This window comes from Gulosibacter macacae, assembly GCF_003865375.1.
GTDB lineage: Bacteria > Actinomycetota > Actinomycetes > Actinomycetales > Microbacteriaceae > Gulosibacter > Gulosibacter macacae.
Map to the genome: position 1 here is coordinate 139,421 of NZ_RQVS01000006.1, position 17,869 is coordinate 157,289.

The 17,869-nt window shown below is 65.9% G+C and carries 12 protein-coding genes; 6 read left to right on the forward strand and 6 right to left on the reverse strand.

What is annotated here, in order from left to right; translation table 11 throughout:
* Window positions 1–8 precede the first annotated feature (8 nt).
* Window positions 9–374, reverse strand: coding sequence for an SdpI family protein (locus EG850_RS06475; RefSeq protein WP_124971710.1), 366 nt, complete (start codon window positions 372–374; stop codon window positions 9–11).
* Window positions 375–377: 3 nt separating this feature from the next.
* Window positions 378–593 carry a DUF3073 domain-containing protein gene (locus EG850_RS06480; RefSeq protein WP_124971712.1) on the reverse strand — a complete coding sequence of 72 codons (216 nt, stop codon included), beginning with the start codon at window positions 591–593 and terminating at the stop codon, window positions 378–380.
* 205 nt (window positions 594–798) lie between these two features.
* On the opposite strand from EG850_RS06480, the gene EG850_RS06485 reads away from it, so the two are divergent.
* Window positions 799–1,929, forward strand: a complete 1,131-nt coding sequence (locus EG850_RS06485) for an NAD(P)-binding domain-containing protein (RefSeq protein ID WP_185714969.1) — start codon at window positions 799–801, stop codon at window positions 1,927–1,929.
* 187 nt (window positions 1,930–2,116) lie between these two features.
* On the opposite strand, the gene EG850_RS06490 is transcribed toward EG850_RS06485, so the two are convergent.
* From EG850_RS06490 to EG850_RS06505, 4 genes are all read right to left on the reverse strand, one after another.
* Window positions 2,117–2,518: a fluoride efflux transporter FluC gene (locus EG850_RS06490; RefSeq protein WP_124971716.1), complete on the reverse strand. Its 402-nt coding sequence runs from the start codon at window positions 2,516–2,518 to the stop codon at window positions 2,117–2,119.
* Window positions 2,515–2,979: a fluoride efflux transporter FluC gene (locus EG850_RS06495; protein ID WP_124971718.1), complete on the reverse strand. Its 465-nt coding sequence runs from the start codon at window positions 2,977–2,979 to the stop codon at window positions 2,515–2,517. Before EG850_RS06495 ends, EG850_RS06490 begins: the two co-directional genes overlap by 4 nt.
* A gap of 248 nt (window positions 2,980–3,227) precedes the next feature.
* On the reverse strand, window positions 3,228–3,962 hold the full coding sequence (locus EG850_RS06500) for a PadR family transcriptional regulator (RefSeq protein WP_124971720.1): 735 nt from the start codon (window positions 3,960–3,962) through the stop codon (window positions 3,228–3,230).
* On the reverse strand, window positions 3,959–5,116 hold the full coding sequence (locus EG850_RS06505) for a DUF4097 family beta strand repeat-containing protein (RefSeq protein WP_124971722.1): 1,158 nt from the start codon (window positions 5,114–5,116) through the stop codon (window positions 3,959–3,961). The genes EG850_RS06500 and EG850_RS06505 overlap by 4 nt, the downstream gene beginning before the upstream one ends.
* Before the next feature lie 434 nt (window positions 5,117–5,550).
* On the opposite strand from EG850_RS06505, the gene EG850_RS06510 reads away from it, so the two are divergent.
* From EG850_RS06510 to EG850_RS06530, 5 genes are all read left to right on the forward strand, one after another.
* Window positions 5,551–8,847, forward strand: a complete 3,297-nt coding sequence (locus tag EG850_RS06510) for an efflux RND transporter permease subunit (protein ID WP_124971724.1) — start codon at window positions 5,551–5,553, stop codon at window positions 8,845–8,847.
* 138 nt (window positions 8,848–8,985) lie between these two features.
* Window positions 8,986–10,419, forward strand: a complete 1,434-nt coding sequence (locus tag EG850_RS06515; protein WP_124971726.1) for a hypothetical protein — start codon at window positions 8,986–8,988, stop codon at window positions 10,417–10,419.
* A gap of 114 nt (window positions 10,420–10,533) precedes the next feature.
* Window positions 10,534–12,276 carry a DEAD/DEAH box helicase gene (locus tag EG850_RS06520; protein ID WP_124971728.1) on the forward strand — a complete coding sequence of 581 codons (1,743 nt, stop codon included), beginning with the start codon at window positions 10,534–10,536 and terminating at the stop codon, window positions 12,274–12,276.
* Between the two features lie 85 nt (window positions 12,277–12,361).
* Window positions 12,362–14,725, forward strand: a complete 2,364-nt coding sequence (locus tag EG850_RS06525) for an ATP-binding cassette domain-containing protein (RefSeq protein WP_124971730.1) — start codon at window positions 12,362–12,364, stop codon at window positions 14,723–14,725.
* Between the two features lie 217 nt (window positions 14,726–14,942).
* Window positions 14,943–17,861 (forward strand): lamin tail domain-containing protein, encoded by a 2,919-nt coding sequence (locus tag EG850_RS06530; protein WP_124971732.1) that lies wholly within the window; start codon window positions 14,943–14,945, stop codon window positions 17,859–17,861.
* Window positions 17,862–17,869 lie beyond the last annotated feature (8 nt).

A 17,869-nucleotide genomic window follows, 5' to 3' on the forward strand; every position in this document is an offset into this window, starting at 1 on the left:
GCGCCACGCTACACCCTCTGCGCCGCCCGGTGACCAACGACAATCTGCGCGACCGCGCCAGCAATCGTGAGCGCTGCGGAAAGCGCGGCACACACCAAGAACGGTGCCACGGTCAGTCCGAGACACATGGTCGCAATCCCGAACACGATGGCCGCACCATTGAGTGCCCGGGCCCAGGGCCAGGCGGCTTCGTGCGCGGCGTACCAAGCAGCATCCGATGACCGCGTCGCAGCGGTACGAATGCCACCGTACGTGTCGGGCGTGATCTGGCCCGACAACGCTGCACGCACTGAGACGAGCGACAGTACGTTGCCGAACACCATGATTGCGCCGAGGAGGATCCCCATAGTGAGACCCGGGGCGACGAGGCCCATTAGCTAGGCGAACCGTCGCTGATCGACGTCGTCGTCCTCGTCGAAGCTCTCGTCGTCTTCGTCGATGTATTCAGCCCACTTCGACATCTCGTCTTCGGTGAGTCCCGACTCGGAGCCACGAAGCTCGCGCTGAAGCTGCTCGTAGTCAGTCTCGGGGATGTTGTACTTCAACTCCCGAGCGACCTTGGTGTGCTTCGCCTTCTGACGGCCACGCCCCATATTGCGCAACCCCCTCAATAGCATCGGGCCGGGCGAGCGATGAGTCGACCGGCCAGTGAACGTAAATGGTGAATTCTGAGGCTGAGTTTACCACGCCGTCATGTTCACCCTGCATGTCGCACCGCCCGCCTATGCTCAATGCACGCGCTAGACCGAGAGCGCCGAGTTTCCGCCCCACGTCCAGCACGCAGGAGTCGCGTTGTCAGTGCTATCGCACCGCGTCGATATTGCGATCGTTGGCGCAGGCGCCGCCGGCCTCACTTTGGCCTATTCACTGCGCGCGCTCGGGCTCGAACCGCTGCGCGACTACATCATTATCGACAACCACTCGCGGCCCGGTGCGAATTGGCAACAGGGATGGGACTTCGTCACCATCGACCGCGGCCTGCGTGCAGGAGAACTCGTCGATCTCCCAGGTCAATCGGAGCTTGGGCTCTCGTACCGAGGCGCCGACCAGCAGGCACTTGCCCGCGATGTGGTTCCTGAGGTGTGGCGCAAGTACGGCGATGCCTACGATCTGCTCGTCACCCACGGTGTGCGGGCGCTGCGCGTAGATGCTGAGCGGCGCCGCGAGGAACTCTTGCTCACCGTGCAGCAACCAAATGGGGCGATCGTGCGCCGCGAGGTGCGACTGCTCGTCAACGCGGCCGGGAGTTGGGCGCATCCTTTTGTGCCTTGGTACCCGGGCGCTGATCGCTTCGCTGGCACGCAAGAACACGTCTACCGGCTCGAGTCGTTCGCGGGGTTCGCCGGACAGCGCGTGCTTGTCGTGGGCGGTGGCCGGAGCGCCGTGTCGGTGTTGCTGGAGCTTGAGCGTCAGGACGCGCAGACGGTGTGGTCGACCCTGCGCGACCCGGATTTTCACGAGCGGCCTACGTTTGGCTTGCGTCGTCGCGCCGCGGTGACAGTTGGCGAGATCGGGCTGCGACAGCGCACGCGCGTCGCGAAGATGGCCGCGCGCGGCAAATGGCTGCCGTCCGACGTTTCGGTGCGTGGCATTCCGCTCACGGTCGAGGTATTTGACGGGATGCGTCGAGGCACGCTCGTGACTCGCGGCCCGCTGGCGAGATTTGAATCGGATGCGGCGGTCTTCGCGAGCGGTGACGTCGTGCCGATCGACGCGGTGCTTTGGGCGACCGGCGGGCGCGAAGCCACCCGCTATCTCGCGCCCCTTGGCCTGCGCGATGCTGGCGGGACGCCGAAGGTGCGGGCCGGCTGGTCGCGTCGCGATGAGCGCGTGGCGTTCCTCGGGTACGGGCCGGGTATTGACCCGGCGGATGCGCTCGATAACGCCGTGCTGCTTGCCGAGGATGCGATCGACCGTCTCGTCGGCTGAGCGGCCGGGTGCACGTTTGACCCGCCTCGCGCGCTGAGGTTCTCGAAGCGTGGATGCTCGCCGTGCATCCGCGAGCGAGCTGCTCGGGTCGCTCTCGCCCGCATGGGCGTGCTTCGTGGTCATCTACCCCACCCATGCGTGGGGTAGATGACCACGAGAGGGGCAGTTGCGGGCGATCAGCCGCGCGCTAGAGGCCGAGCAACGCGCGAACCGCGACGAACGCGAGCCAGGCGAGCAGACAGCATCCAATGAGCTGACCGAGCGCAATGACTATCGCACGCACAAACGCCCGCTCGGCCAGCGCCAAGAAGGCGTGCAACATCGTCGTCGAGAGCGTCGTGAACCCTCCCGCGAACACGCTGACGAGAAACCAGATGAGCCACGCATCCGTGTGCATGAGCGCGAGTGTGCTGCCCAAGAGCGTCGAACCGAACGCGTTGATGAGCATGATTGAAGTCCACGGTCGAAGTCCAGCCCGTTCTTGCAGGAGCATGTCGACGAGGTAGCGAGCGGCCGCGCCGAGCCCGCCGATCATCACGACCAGGAGCATTTCGAGCGAGCCGAGTGGCCGCAGTGCCACGTTGATCATGCTCGGCCACCGTTCGCACGGCGTCCGAATGTGCGGCCGAGCCACCAGCCGAGGGCGGCAGCCGCAAGGCCGAACAACACGGTGAGCATGCCGGTCTCAAGCCAGAGCAGATTGCCGTGGTCGAGGTTGATCGCCACGATGGAAGCGACGGCTGAGTAGCTGGTGAATCCGCCGAGCAGGCCCACCCCGAAAAAGAGCCAGGCGGCGTCACCCTTCGCTGTTGCCGGTTGCCCCGCGCGGGCGCCCGCGATGAGCGCAAGCGTGAAGGTGCCGAGGATGTTCGCGAACATCGTGCCGATGAGGTTGGTCGAATCGGTCGCGATGAAGTCGTCGAACTTGAGGTTGTCGACGGTGAACGAGATGCGCAGGAGCGCTCCGAGCATGCCCCCGAGGAAGACGAGCAGTGCGCCATTGAGCAGCCGCGGCCACGGTGTGCGCTGGTCACGCGGGAGCGAGGTCATGCGCCCGAGTCTACGACCGGGATGCGGGGAGCGTTCGCGGCAAATGTTGGGGTGGGTGAGGTCGGGCGTCTCGCGATTGTGCGACGCCGTCGAGGCTCGCGGGGCGCGGATCCATAGGCGCAGCTGTCATCGAGGTGTGCGGGCGGGGTTTCGCACACAAATGGCGTCATCTGGGCGCAGTGTCGTCAATTTGGTGACGCCAGTACGCGCAAATGACGCCATTTGCGGGTGAGGTGCGGTTGGGCAGGCTAGTAGTGGATGCCGAAGCGCCCCGCGATGCGGCGACGCACCTCGAACAGTTCGCGCTCGACGTCGTCGAGCGCATCCCCGTCGAGGGTGCCGTTCTGCTCGGCGGTGCGCGCATCCTGGCGCACATCCATGCGCAGGCGCTGTAGCGCGACATCGACGCGACGCAGGTGGCTGAGCCCCTGCTCGGTCTCGGGGCTCACCGAGGCGACCGGCGGCACGCCACCGAAATTGCATCCGCCCTCGTGGCGCGGCGACTCGGGCGCCGCCTCAGCAGGGTCAGTAGCTTCCGCCGCCGGATCCGGCATTGCCGCAGCGTGTCCGGTCATCGCTGCCTCTGCCGCAGCTCGCGCCGAGGCCGCAATGCGGTCGAGTTCCGCGCGCAAGCCAGACCGCGCCTGCGCGAGCCCGCTGCGAGCTTCCTCGGCAACCGAGCGCAGCGAGGCGGTCTGGTCGACGGTGATCTGCTCAAACTCGCTCCGGCGTTCATCGACCTCGCGCTGACCCGCCGCCGTGATCGCGTAGACGGTCTTGCGGCCATCCTCGCGCTTGGTCACGAGCCGCTCGCTCTCAAGCTTCGCGAGGCGTGGGTAGATGGTGCCGGCACTTGGCGAGTAGCTGCCCGCAAAGTGTTCGCTCAGTGCCTGGATGAGCTCATAGCCGTGGCGTGGACGCTCGGCAATCAGCGTGAGCAGGACCAAGCGCAATTCGCCGTGGCCAAAGATCGGTGGGGTCATTGCTGGCCTCCCTCGGATGCGGTGCGGGTGTCGCCGGGCTCAAACTGTGCGCCGGGTTCAGAGGCAGATGCGGGGGTCGCGGTGTCGGCGTCGTCGGCCTGCACGGCAGGCACGACATTGAACGTCGGCTTCGGAGCTTGCGACAGGTCAATGTTCGGGTTGTCGCCGATGCGCCAGGATGCGGCGCTCGCGGCCGCGCCATCGGCTGAGCCGCTGTGGTTGCCGACGCCCCCGAGCTGGTCGCCCTGCGGCGCATCTGCGGGAACGCCAGCATCCGGTGTGGTCGCCGCCGCGAAGGCGGTGCTGTTCCCTGCGGTGTTGCTGCTTGCCGCATCCGTGTCGCCCGGCCACGCCGCACCCTCACGCAACACGACCGTGCGGCCAGCCACAGTCGTCACTCGCACTTCGGTGAACGGCTGGCCATCGGCTGCCTCGCCCACCGTGACGCTCTTCGCAAACTGCGGCTCGATGATGCGGGTGCCGATCTGCGCCTTCGAGGTGACGCTCGACACCGTCACGACCGGGTTCGTCGCCTCGGGCAGACGCACTGTGGTCGATCCCGAAACCGAGGTGTTGCTGATGCGCGAGGGCGCTGAGCCCGCAACGTCCACTACCGTCGAGCCCGAGATCGTGTTGCCCGCAAATGAGGTGATTGCACCCGTCACGGTGACATCGCCCGTCGCGGTCTTCGCATCCACCGAGCCGCGGTGATCACGCACCGAGAGTTCGCCGGCGGCCGACGTGAGCGTGAGCTTGCCACCGGTGCGGTCGCAGAAGTGCTCGCCGCCGATCGTGGTGATTGACACATCCCCGTCGATGCCGACGACGAGCACGTTCGCGCCGGTCGCCTTGACATTCACGTCAACGTTCTTTGGCACGAGCACGCTCACCTCGGCGCTTGGCTGGTCGATGATGGCGCGGGCTGAGTCGCCGAGCTCGTTCCAGTCGAGCTGCGGGTGGTTGATGAGGAGCGTGTCGCCGTCAATCGACACCTTGAGGTTGCGGCCGCTCAGGGCGGCGACCTCGACCCGGCATCCGGGTTCGTCGTGGGCGATGACGTTGAGTGAGCCGTTCATGAGGCCGGCGCGCACGTGGCGCACGACCTCAAGATCGATGGTTTTGGGGGAGTCGATGAGCCATTGTTCGATCGCCATTGGATGCTCCAGTTCTCTTGTACGTCGCGGTGGGATGTGCGGTTGCGGATGCAGGCGAGCAGTCGCGATATATCGCGTAACTTCAAGCTACGGATGCGCTTCGAGCAAGTCAAGATATATCGCGAGATGCACAGGTGGCTATCAGCGCGCTCGCGGTGGGTGACACCGTCACTGTTGTGTGCTGAGGTGTGCGATGGCGGCCGTCCTCGTGCCACTAAACCGCGCGCTTCCGACTAAACCGCGCGCTGCAACGGGCGGTTTAGCCGGAAGCGAGCGGATTAGCGACAGTGGGGTGGGGCGCGGACACTTCGAGAGCCTCAGTGCGCGGCGGAGGCGTGCGGCGGTGTGCAACATGCGCGCCATGCCGCGCCCTTCGCGGACCATCAATCCACAGCACGAGGATGCGGGCCGCTCGCGCATGAAACACTGGAGGCGTGCACAAACTCGCCGATCTCAGCCTCGCCAACCGTGCGCTCATCGCGCTGATCACGGTTGCGATCGCGTTTTTCGGCGTCTTGTCGATGACCTCGCTCAAGCAAGAACTCATCCCGTCGATCTCGCTGCCGCAGGTCTCGGTGATCACCACCTACCCAGGTGCCTCGCCCGAAATCGTTGACGCCGACGTCACCGGCAAGGTCGAATCAGCCCTCCAGGGGCTACAGGGCCTCGAATCGACGAGCACGGTGTCAAACGCCAACCGCTCGATCGTGCGCGCCAACTTCACCTACGGCACCGATATTGTCTACGCCGAGCAACGCATCCAGCAGGCACTGAACCGCATCGACTCGCAACTGCCCGCTGATGCCGAAACCACCGTGCTCTCCGGCGGCATCGACGACCTGCCGATCGTGCAGATCGCGGTGACCGGCGGCGACCCCATCGACATCGCAGAGCAATTGCGCACCCACGTCGTGGGCGAATTGCGCTCGCTGCCCGGGGTGCGCAGTGCCGATCTCTTCGGCGACCGGGCCGAGCGCATCAACATCGCCCCGCGCCAGGCCGATCTTGCCGCCCACGGCCTCACGATGCAGTCGATCGCCGACACCCTCGAAAATGCCGGCGTGCTCGTGCCGGCCGGCCAGCTCACTGAAGCCGGTTCGACCTACACGGTGCAGGCCGGCACAGTGCTCACCGGCGCCGAAGACGTGGCGGCGCTCCCGATCACCGGCGCCGAACTCGGTGCCGATGGCGCGGTCATCACCCTCGGCACCGTCGCCGAGGTCACGCTCGACCTCGAGCCGGTGACGTCAATCTCGCGGGTCAATGGCGAGGATGCACTCACCATCTCGGTGACGAAGCGTCCCTCGGCAAACACAGTCGACGTCTCGCATGCGGTTGCGGATGCTCTGCCCGAGCTACAGGCCTCGCTGGGCGACGGCGTCACGATGCACGTGGTTTCTGACCAGGCACCGTTCATTGAAGAGTCGATTTCGACGCTCGTGACCGAGGGCCTGCTTGGCCTCGGCTTCGCCGTGCTCGTGATTTTGGTGTTCTTGCTGTCGATTCGCGCGACGCTCATCACCGCGATCTCGATTCCGGCGTCGCTCCTCGTCACCTTCATCGCCATCGACTTCGCCGGGTACAGCCTCAATATCCTCACCCTCGGCGCGCTCACGATCGCCATCGGACGCGTCGTCGATGACTCGATCGTCGTCGTCGAGAACATCCGCCGACACATGCAACTCAACCCCACGGCCACGCTCCGCGGTGGCGAGCGAGTACGCGTTATCGCTGGGGCCGTGCGTGAGGTGGCGAGTGCCATCACCGCATCCACGGTCGCGACGGTTGCGGTGTTCTTGCCGATCATGTTTGTCGCCGATGTCACCGGCGAACTCTTCCGGCCGTTCGCGCTCACGAGCGCGATTGCGATGCTCGCCTCGCTCATCGTGTCGCTCACGATCGTGCCAGTGCTCGCGTACTGGTTCCTCGGTGGCGGGCGCGTGCGTGCCGCCGAGCGCGACACCGGCGACGCCAACGCCGAAGTCAGCGAACCCAGCCACGCCCTCCCCATCAGTGCCGAGACCGCCGCCCGCTCCGACGAAGCGCCGCGCCCGCGCGGCCGCCGCGCGCTGCCGATCATCGACGGCCAGCCCACCGGTGAAATCACGCTCACGCAGCCCGAGCCCGCGACAGCGCATCCTGTCGACGACGAACCACGTAACTGGCTGCAGCGCGGCTACGAACCGCTTCTCAAATTCGCCATCGCCCGCCCCTTCGCGGTGCTCGCGATTGCCGCACTTGTGCTCATCGGCACCGTCGCGGTCGCACCGCTCATGAAGACGAACTTCCTCGGCACCGCCGGCCAGAACGTGTTCCAGATCTCACAGCGCGTGCCAATGAACTCCTCACTCGACACCAAAGCCACCTTTGCCGATCGGATGCAAGCGGAAATCGACTCCGTCGACGGCATCGACACCGTACAACTCAGCTACGGCGGCAACAGCATGATGGCCGCGTTTGGTGGCGGTGGCGGCGGCAACACCATTCGCTGGACCGTCACGACGAGCGACGGTGTTGACCCGGATGCAGTGCAGGAAGTCGTGCGCGAACAGCTCGCCACCCGAGACGACCTCGGCGAGATCTCGATCGGCTTCGGCGGCGGCTTCAACGACAGCCTCTCGGTGCGAGTTTCGGCCCCAGACCTCGAGACGTTGAATGAGGCGAACGACCTTGTCGCCCCCGCGCTCAAGACGGTCGAAGGCATCACTCAGGTGACGAGCGCCCTCGATGAAACGCAACCCTTCGTGCGCCTCGATGTCGACCAGGCCGCGGCCGCCCGCTACGGCCTCAACGAGTTCACCCTCGGCGCGCAGGTCGCCCAGGCGCTGCAACCGGTGCCGGCCGGCAACATCATGATCGACGGCGCGGCGCTGCGCATTTACTACGTCGGCGACGGCACCCCGCCCGCATCCGTTGATGAACTGCGCGAGCTGCCCATTCGCCTCGGGCCCGTCGAGGTGCCGCTGAGCGAACTCGCCACGGTCGAAATGGTCGACGGTCCGGTCGGCATCAACGCCGAATCGGGTACGCCCTACACCGAACTCACGGTCGAATCGAACCAGGACAACCTCGGCGGCCTCGGCACCGAGATCGAAACCGCACTTGCCGATGTCGAGCTTCCCGCGGGCGCCAAGGCCGAACTCTCGGGCAGTGCCGCCGACCAACGCGAGGCATTCGCGCAACTCGGGCTGGCGCTCCTCGCGGCCATCCTCATCGTCTACATCGTCATGGTCGCGACGTTCGGCAGCTTGCTGCAACCGTTCCTGCTCCTCATCTCAGTGCCCTTCGCGGCCACTGGCGCCATCCTCATGCAGGTGCTCACGGGCATCCCGCTGGGTGTCGCCTCGCTGATTGGCGTGCTCATGCTCATTGGCATCGTGGTCACGAACGCGATCGTGCTCATCGACCTGGTGAATGAGTACCGTCATCGCGGGATGCGCGTGCGCGAAGCAACCTTCGCCGGCGGCACCCGGCGTGTACGTCCGATCGTGATGACGGCCCTTGCGACCATCCTCGCGCTCGCGCCAATGGGGCTCGGTATCACCGGCCACGGCGGGTTCATCTCGCAACCGATGGCGATCGTGGTCATCGGCGGGCTCCTCTCGTCGACGTTGCTTACCCTCCTCGTCCTCCCCGCGCTCTACGTCGCCGTCGAGGGCGTGCTCGAGCGCCGTGCTGATCGCGTCGAGGAGCGTCGTGAGCAGCGTCTGCGTGAGGCAGGTCTCGCCTAGCGACGGATGCGCACTGGCAATTGCGTGTGCATGGGCATCATCCTTTGGGCGGAGCCGGGGCCAGAGTGGGTGTCGGCAGACATTCAGTCTCGTAAGCTGGCAGATATCTAAACTCCACCGACCCACCGGAGGTCTCCTGTGAATAACGGCAACTGGCCCGGCGGCAACGACGGCAACCCTGGCGAGTACCCGAAGCCGAACGACCCGCAGCAACCGTGGTCGGGCTCGAACGCGCAGAATTACGGCGCTGGCAGCGAGAACCAGGATGCATCGGCTGGCGGCCAGTGGGTCGGCACCGGTGACGACTGGTCGCAGCAAGCTGGCAACAACTCCGGCCAGTGGTCGCAGCCTGACGCTGGGCAGACTGCCTACAACGGGCAACCGACGAACTGGCCGCCGCAGCAGCAGTACGGCGCGCCCGGGCAGGAAGAGCCGACTCAGCAATACGGCGCCGGGCAGGGCTTCGGTGAAGAGCCGACCCAGCAGTTCAACCAGCCGACCGAGCAGTACGGCAACTATGGCCAGTCTGACCAGTACGGCCAGCAGCAGTACGGTCAGTACGGCGATCAGCAGTACGGTCAGTATGGCCAGGGTGACGGACAGAACCAGTATGGCCAGCAGTATGGCCAGCCCGACCAGCAGTACGGTCAGCCGCAGTACGGTGACCAGGGCTGGCAGGGCGCACCGCCCTCGGGCCCGGGCGGGTTCCCGCAGGGTGACGGTAGCGGCGGCGAAGGGGGCGGCAACAAGAAGCTCCTCTGGATCCTGCTCGCAGCAGGTGCCGCAGTTATCGCGGTCGTGCTGGTCCTCGTGTTTACCGGTGTGTTCAGCGGCGGCGGCAACAAGGACGACGCTTCGGATTCGACCCCGAGCGCCACGTCGACGCAGGGTGCCGGGCCGACCGAGACGACCGGTCCGGAACCGAGCACGCAGGCTCCGGCTCCCACGACCCAGGCGCCGCCGACCACGCAGGCCCCGCCTACCGGTGGCGGCAGCGGTGCCGTCGACCTCTCGGCCGCGCAGCAGTGGGCCGAGCAGGAGTGGGGCACCTACGAGAAATTCACCAAGTCGGGTACCGGTAACGCCGAGTTCGAGCTGCCGGAAGGCATCACCGCAGGCATCGTTACGGCGACCCACACAGGGAGCAGCATCTTCTTTGTTGACATCGAGGATGCGGCGGACGGTTCGTACATCGACGCACCGTTTATCACCAGCGATAACTTCTCGGGCTCAGCTCCCTGGGGCCTCGACTCGTGGACCGACGTGAAGAAGCCGAAGGTCAAGGTTGAGTCGAGCGGCGAGTGGACACTCGAGTTCACCTCGGTCGCTTCGGCTCCCGAGTTCACTGGCGAAGGCACCGGCCCTGGCCTGTTCCTTTACGCGGGCAACGGTGGCACGTTCACTGCGACGCACGATGGCACGAGCAACTACATCGTGAAGCAGCAGAGCAAGGGCGACAGCTACGCAAAGCTGCTCATCAACGAGATCGGCGTCTGGTCGGCTCCGGTGACCCTGCAACCTGGTCCCGGCATCATCATCGTCGATGCCGACGGCAAGTGGTCGATCAAGTAGCCAGCTCGCCCAGTCACCACCGGCCGGCGCCTCGCGTACCCTGAAACGCGAGGCGCCGGCCCGTTTTCCGTGGGGCGTGGGTGCCGGTGACGCATCCGACCCGAAGGGCACCCCATGGCCAAGCGCGGTGGCTACAAGCCAGCGAAGAACTATCAGCCGAAACAGAAGCCGAAGCGCCAGGCGCGCGAGGGCGTGGCGAGCGGCGACTACCGTGACCGCATTGGTCGCGGCGGGCGCCGCGATGGCGCGGGGCAGCAGGGCGCTAGCGGAGAGCAGAGTGCGCGCAGCGGCGAACAGGATGCCCGCGGCCGTAAGGGTGCGTCGGGGCATAACGCCGCGCATGGTCGCCAGGATGCTCCGGGGCACCGCGGCGCCGAAAGCATTCGTGGCGGGGATGCGCCCGCCCGCGCGGCTCGCGGAGGCCGCGACGAGGCCCCGCGCGGTGACCGGGCCCGCCGCGCCGAAGCGCGGGCACGGCAACAAGCCCGGGATGCCCGCGAGCGGCGCAGTGCTGACCGCGACCTCGCCGCATCCGAGCGCGCCGCAGAGCGCCGCGCCACCGCATCCGATCGCGGCGCGCACCAGGGCGAGCAGCACACGCAGCGCACCCCCGGTGCATCCGGGCACCGCGACGGCAAGCGCGAAGACGTCGTGCTCGAGCGGCTCGAGGGCACGGCCATCACGGCCGCCGAGGCCGAGGGCGTGACCTTCGCCGAACTCGGCGTCGACGAACGAATCGTCGAGGCACTCGCCACCCTCGGCGCGGTCAACCCGTTCCCGATTCAGGTCGCGACGATCCCCGATATTCTCGGCGGTCGCAATGTGCTCGGTCGCGGCCGCACCGGTTCCGGTAAGACCATTGCCTTCGGTGCGGGGCTCGTGCAAAAGCTCCTCACGATGCGTTCCTCCGGTAAGAAGGCGATTGGCCGGGCACCCAAGGCGCTCATCCTCGCGAACACGCGCGAGCTCGCGCTGCAGATCGACGACACGGTGCAACCGCTCGCCCGCGCGGTCGGGCTCTACACGACCCAGCTCTACGGCGGCGTGCCGTACGCAAAGCAGCAAACCGCACTCAAGCGCGGCGTCGACATCGTGATCGGCACACCCGGACGCATCGAAGACCTCGCGCGGCGAGGTGATCTCGACCTCACGCAGATCGCGATCACGGTGCTCGATGAGGCCGATGAGATGTGCGATATGGGCTTCCTTGAGCCAGTGCAGCGCATCCTCACCCAAACGCGCAGCAACGGTCAGCGGCTCATGTTTTCGGCCACACTCGATGCCGCGGTACGACAGCTCGTCGAGCAATTCCTGCCGCGACCGGCCGTGCACGAGGTCGCCGGCGAAGAGGCTCGCGGCGATATTGAGCATCGCGTGCTCGTCGTTGATCGCTACGACAAAGAGGCCGTCGTGGCACAGCTCGCGGGATCCGGCGGCAAGGTGCTCGTCTTTACCCGCACGCGTGCCGGTGCCGAACACTATGCCGAGGTGCTCGCTGATTACGGTGTACCGGCCGTCGCTCTCCACGGCGACCTCACGCAGGCTCGTCGCACCCGCAACCTTGCCGAACTCACGCGCGGTCGGGTCAATGTGCTCGTGGCCACCGATGTGGCCGCCCGCGGCATTCACATCGACGATGTTCGCCTCGTCGTGCAGGCTGACCCGCCGGATGAGTACAAGACCTATCTGCACCGCGCTGGCCGCACCGGCCGCGCGGGCAATCGCGGCACTGTGGTTACGGTGATCGCGCCCTCGCGTCGACGGCGCATGGAAGAACTGCTCGAACGTGCCGAAATCTCGGCACCGCTGCAACCTGCGGCTCCGGGCGGCCGAGAGCTCGACGAGTTCGCGCTCTAGGGGGAGTTCCTCGTCACTGAAGGTGAGGCGGTGGCAGAATGCTTTTCTGCGCATCCGCCGAGCCAGCCCGAATCTGAGGAGTTTCATGGCCGAGCAACCCGCCACCAGCATCCCGCTCGCTGACAGCCACGAGCGCATCCGCGTCGTCGGCGCCCGCGAAAACAACCTCAAAGACATCTCTGTGGAGATACCAAAGCGCCGCCTCACGGTGTTCACCGGCGTGAGTGGCTCGGGCAAATCGTCGCTCGTGTTCAGCACCATCGCCGCCGAATCGCAGCGCCTCATCAACGAGACCTACTCGTCGTTCGTGCAGGGCTTCATGCCCTCGCTCGCGCGGCCCGACGTCGACCTGCTCGACGGTCTCACCACCGCGATCATCGTCGATCAAGAGCGCATGGGCGGCAACCCGCGCTCGACGGTCGGCACCGTCACCGACGCGAACGCGATGCTGCGCATCCTGTTCAGCCGCGTCGGCAAGCCCTACGTCGGCCCGCCGGGCGCATTCTCGTTCAATACCGCGACCGTCTCTGGTGCCGGTTCGATCACGATCGCCGGCAAGAAAGAGAAGCGCACCTTCCAGAAAACCGGCGGCATGTGCCCCCGCTGCGAGGGCAAGGGGCATGTGAGCGATTACGACCTCACGGCGCTCTACGACGATGAGAAGTCGCTCAACGAGGGCGCGATCACGATCCCCGGCTACTCCATGGACGGCTGGTACGGACGCATCTTCCGCGGCTCGGGCTTCTTTAATCCCGATAAGCCGATCAAGAAGTACACGAAGCGCGAACTTGACGATCTGCTCTACAAAGAGGCGACGAAGATCAAGGTCGAGGGCATCAACCTCACCTACCTCGGGCTGATTCCGCAGATCGAAAAGTCGTTCCTCGCGAAGGATGTCGACTCGATGCAGCCGCATATCCGCGCATTCGTCGAGAAAGCGATCGTGTTCGGCACCTGCCCCGAATGCGACGGCACGCGTCTGAGCGAAGAGGCACGCTCGGCAAAGATCGACGGCAAGAGCATTGCGGATGCGTGCGCAATGCAGATCTCGGAGCTCGCCGAGTGGGTGCGCGGCTTGGACCTTCCAGGCGTGGCGCCGCTGCTCGAATCGTTGCGCGAGACGCTCGACTCGTTCGTGAGCATCGGCCTCGGTTACCTCTCGCTCGATCGCGCTTCGGGAACGCTCTCGGGCGGTGAGGCGCAGCGCACGAAGATGATTCGGCACCTCTCGTCGTCGCTCACCGATGTCACCTATGTCTTTGACGAACCGACGATCGGGCTGCATCCGCACGATATTGAGCGGATGAACCAGCTGCTCCTGCGCCTGCGCGACAAGGGCAATACGGTGCTCGTCGTCGAGCACAAGCCCGAAACGATTGCGATCGCGGATCACATCGTTGACCTCGGCCCGGGTGCGGGTTCGGGTGGTGGCGAGATCTGCTTTGAAGGCACGGTCGACGGGTTGCGTGCCTCGTCGACCCTGACCGGTCGCCACCTCGATGACCGCGTGCAACTCAAGGATGCAGTGCGCTCGGCGAGCGGGGCACTCGAGATTCGCGAGGCCAATCTGCACAATCTGCGCGATGTTGACGTGGATGTGCCGCTCGGGGTGCTCACGGTTGTCACCGGGGTTGCTGGGTCGGGGAAGAGTTCGCTCATCCACGGCTCGCTCGTCGGCTCGCGCGACGACATTGTGGTGATCGATCAGGGGGCGATTCGTGGCTCGCGCCGAAGTAACCCCGCCACCTACTCGGGGCTGCTTGACCACATCCGCAAGGTGTTTGCGAAGGTGAACGGCGTGAAGCCGGCGCTCTTTAGCGCGAACTCTGAGGGGGCGTGCCCCGCCTGTAATGGCGCTGGCGTCATCTATACCGACCTCGGGGTGATGGCGACGGTGGCGACTGAGTGTGAGCTTTGCGAGGGCAAGCGGTACCAGCAGGAGGTGCTCGGGTATCTGCTCGGCGGTAAAAACATCGCCGAGGTGCTTGCGATGCCCATCTCTGAGGCAGCCGAGTTCTTTAGTGAGGGTGAGGCAAAGCTGCCACCGGCCGCGGTGAAGCTACTTGGTTGGCTCGTGGATGTGGGGCTCGGATACCTCAGCCTCGGCCAGCCGCTCACGACGCTCTCGGGTGGTGAGCGGCAGCGGCTGAAGCTCGCGATGCACCTCGGTGAGAAGGGCGGCGTGTTTGTGCTCGATGAGCCGACGACCGGCTTGCATCTCGCCGATGTGGAGCAGTTGCTTGGTTTGCTCGATCAGATCGTGGAGTCGGGTAAGACGGTGATTGTGATCGAGCATCACCAGGCGGTGATGGCGCATGCCGATTGGATCATCGATCTTGGGCCGGGCGCTGGGCACGATGGTGGCGCGGTGGTGTTCGAGGGAACTCCGGCAGAGCTCGTGAAGTCGTCGACGCTGACGGGGAAGCACTTGGCGGAGTACGTGAGCTGAGGGGCGGGATCTCGATACGGCCTTCGGCCTACCCTTCGAGAGCCTCAGGGCACCGCTCGATCGGCCAGGTGACGTGGGTGGTCGAGTAGCGAAGCAGATCGAGACCCGACACCCCCGGTTCGCCTCTCGTTTACCTCGCGGCCAGCGCCCGCTCGCTGATCTCCGAGAGCATTCGCACGTTGTTGCATCCCTGCAATGCCCTTTCAAGGAGATCTCCATGCGCGCAATTCGCCGTCTCGGATCGGTCGCAGCCGCGCTGCTCATTGGTGGTGTCGGCATCGCTGCCGCACCCCTCGCAGCCGTCGCCGCCCCGGACGCAGGCAATATCGTCATCAGCGAAGTTGAGTCGGATGGCGGCACTCCCGGCGACTGGATCGAGTTCCAGAACATTGGCACCGAGTCGGTCGACCTCGCCGGCTACCACGTTCGCGATGACCAAGACCGTGACCAGTACACCTTCCCGGCTGGCACGATCGTCGCACCCGGTGCCTTCCTCGTGATCGACCAACTCGACAAGGCAGGCAACGGCCAATTCGACTTCGGTCTCGGCCGAGCCGACACGGTGCGTCTCGTCGACACCGACGGCGTCACCGTGCTTGACCAGTTCGCGTGGACCGCGCACGGCAACCCCACCTGGGCCCGCGACACCACCGGCGCCTGGCGCGAGACCGCTGAGTCGACCAAGGGTGCGGCGAACATCTTCCCCGAAGACATTCCGGTCGAAGAAACGCCCGGTGCCCTCATCCTCAATGAAATCGACTCGCAGCCGGCCGACTGGATCGAGTTTGTTAACCCTGGCACCGAGGCCCTCGACATCTCGGGTTACGAGATTCGCGACAACTCGGATGACCACCGCTGGCGTTTCCCCGCGGGCTCGTCAATCGCGGCTGGCGAATACCTCGTGGTCGACGCCAAGGCCGAGGGCCTCATCTGGGACCAGCTCACTGACAACTGGGTGCCGAACACCTTCGAAGCCGCCATCGGCATCGGTGGTGCCGACTCCATCCGCGTGTACGACCTCACCGGCACGATCATCCAGGAAACCTCGTGGACTGCCCACGCAGCCATCGACGGTGACCAGGCCGCCGCGACTATCGCGCGCTGCCCCGACACCACCGGTGCGTTCGAGATTGCCTACATCACCAAGGGTGCGGTGAACGAGTGCGTCCCGCCGAAGGTCGTCATCAACGAGGTCGAGTCAAACGGTGACGACACCGACTGGGTCGAGATCAAGAACATCGGCGACACCCCGGTCGACATCTCGGGCTGGACCGTCATGGACAATCACCCCGTCGGCCACGCCGCCGACGTCACCCCGGTCGCTACGGGCACGACCCTCGCACCGGGCGCCTATTACGTCTTCCTCGGCAATGCTGACTTCGCCTTCGGCCTCGGTGCGAACGATCAAGCCACCGTGCGGGACGCCCACGGCCAGACCGTTGCCGAATACGCCTGGACCACCCACGCTGCTGGCGTCTACGCGCGCTGCCCCGACGGCACTGGCGAATTCATCGATGTCGAAATCTCCACCCGCGGCGCCGAGAACACCTGCGGTAACCCGGTCGTCATCAACGAGGTCGAGTCGAGCGGCGGTACTCCCGGCGACTGGATTGAGCTGTACAACCCCTCGGCCAACTCGCTCGATATCGGTGGCCTCATCGTCAAGGACAACGACGACTCGCACGCCTACGTCATTCCCGCGGGTACGAGCATCCCGGCCCTCGGCTACTACGTCATCGAAGAAGCCGACCTCGGCTTTGGCCTCGGTGCGAACGACTCGGTGCGCGTGTTCTCGGGCGAGACGCTACTGCAAGAAACCACCTGGTCGGGCCACGCCGCGACTACCTGGGGTCGCTGCCCCGACGCCACCGGTGACTTCGCGGTGACCGCGGAATCGACCAAGGGCGCCCTCAACACCTGCGTCGGCGACATTGCCGTGCAACCGTGGCCCGGCAACGACGATGTGCGCCCCGTCGACACCACCCCGACCTTCCTCGCCGACACCTCGGGTCTCGACTTCACCGTCGAGGGTGAGCAGGGCATCCTCTGGGTCGTCGATAACGGCACCGGCACGATCTGGAAGCTCAACGTTGCAGCTGATGGCTCGTTCGCCGTGGCTGACGGCTGGGCCGATGGCAAGCGCGTGCGCTTCCAGCGCGACGCGGGCAACCCGACCGCGGCCGGCCCCGACGCCGAAGGCATCACGGTCGCGGGCGACGGCATGCTCTACATCGCCGCCGAGCGCGACAACTCAAACAAGGGTGCCAACCAGAACACGGTGCTCATGGTCGACCCGAACGCGGGCATGAACGCCCGCTCGGCGAGTACCGACCTCGTTGCGCTGCAGGAGTGGGATCTCACGACGATCTTGCCGCAGGTCGCGGCGAACACGGGTGTCGAGACCATCGAGTGGGTGTCGGATGCGGTGCTCGCGGGTCAGCTCTGGGACGACAACACCGCCGCGCCCTACGACCCGGCGAACTACCCGGGTCATGGCGACGGACTGTTCCTCCTCGGCGTTGAGAACAACGGTCAGGTCTACGCCTTCGCACTCGGCGAGGACGGCTCGGCGAACATCGTTGGCGTCATCGACCCGAAGCTCGGCGGCGTCATGGCCCTCGACTACGACTCGGTGCTCGGTGTGCTCTGGGCCGTGTGTGATGACGGCTGCCTCGGCCAGTCGGCGCAGATCACCTTCAACGGCACGGATGCACCGGCTGTCGCGCACTTTGCACGCCCGGCATCGATGCCGAACGTGAACAACGAGGGCTTTGCGACCTCGACGCTCTGCGTTGATGGCCTGCGGCCGGTGTGGTGGACTGAGGACGGGGTGACAGCGAACGCGCTGCGCACTGCGTCGATTGCCTGCGTGGTCACTCCGGTGCCGCCGGTGGAAGAGCCCGGCGACGATACCGGCACGGATGCCCCGGGAACGGATGCGGGCGAAAACGCGGCGGCTGCGCCAGCGGTGAAGCCGAGCACGGTTCCGGGCCTCGCGCAGACCGGTGCCGATGACCTCACCTGGATTCTCGTGGTCGGTGGTGTGCTCGTGCTCGCGGGTGTCGTGCTCTTTTTCGTGCGCGGCCGTCGCACCAGCGAGGCTGAACCCGTGGATGCGGGAGAGAGCACGAACTAGGCGGAGCC

Coding starts and splice junctions, on each gene's coding strand:
- EG850_RS06475 (WP_124971710.1), bottom strand. CDS start 374: ATGGGCCTCGTCGCCCCGGGTCTCACTATGGGGATCCTCCTCGGCGCA.
- EG850_RS06480 (WP_124971712.1), bottom strand. CDS start 593: ATGGGGCGTGGCCGTCAGAAGGCGAAGCACACCAAGGTCGCTCGGGAG.
- EG850_RS06490 (WP_124971716.1), bottom strand. CDS start 2,518: ATGATCAACGTGGCACTGCGGCCACTCGGCTCGCTCGAAATGCTCCTG.
- EG850_RS06495 (WP_124971718.1), bottom strand. CDS start 2,979: ATGACCTCGCTCCCGCGTGACCAGCGCACACCGTGGCCGCGGCTGCTC.
- EG850_RS06500 (WP_124971720.1), bottom strand. CDS start 3,962: ATGACCCCACCGATCTTTGGCCACGGCGAATTGCGCTTGGTCCTGCTC.
- EG850_RS06505 (WP_124971722.1), bottom strand. CDS start 5,116: ATGGCGATCGAACAATGGCTCATCGACTCCCCCAAAACCATCGATCTT.
- EG850_RS06520 (WP_124971728.1), top strand. CDS start 10,534: ATGGCCAAGCGCGGTGGCTACAAGCCAGCGAAGAACTATCAGCCGAAA.
- EG850_RS06525 (WP_124971730.1), top strand. CDS start 12,362: ATGGCCGAGCAACCCGCCACCAGCATCCCGCTCGCTGACAGCCACGAG.
- EG850_RS06530 (WP_124971732.1), top strand. CDS start 14,943: ATGCGCGCAATTCGCCGTCTCGGATCGGTCGCAGCCGCGCTGCTCATT.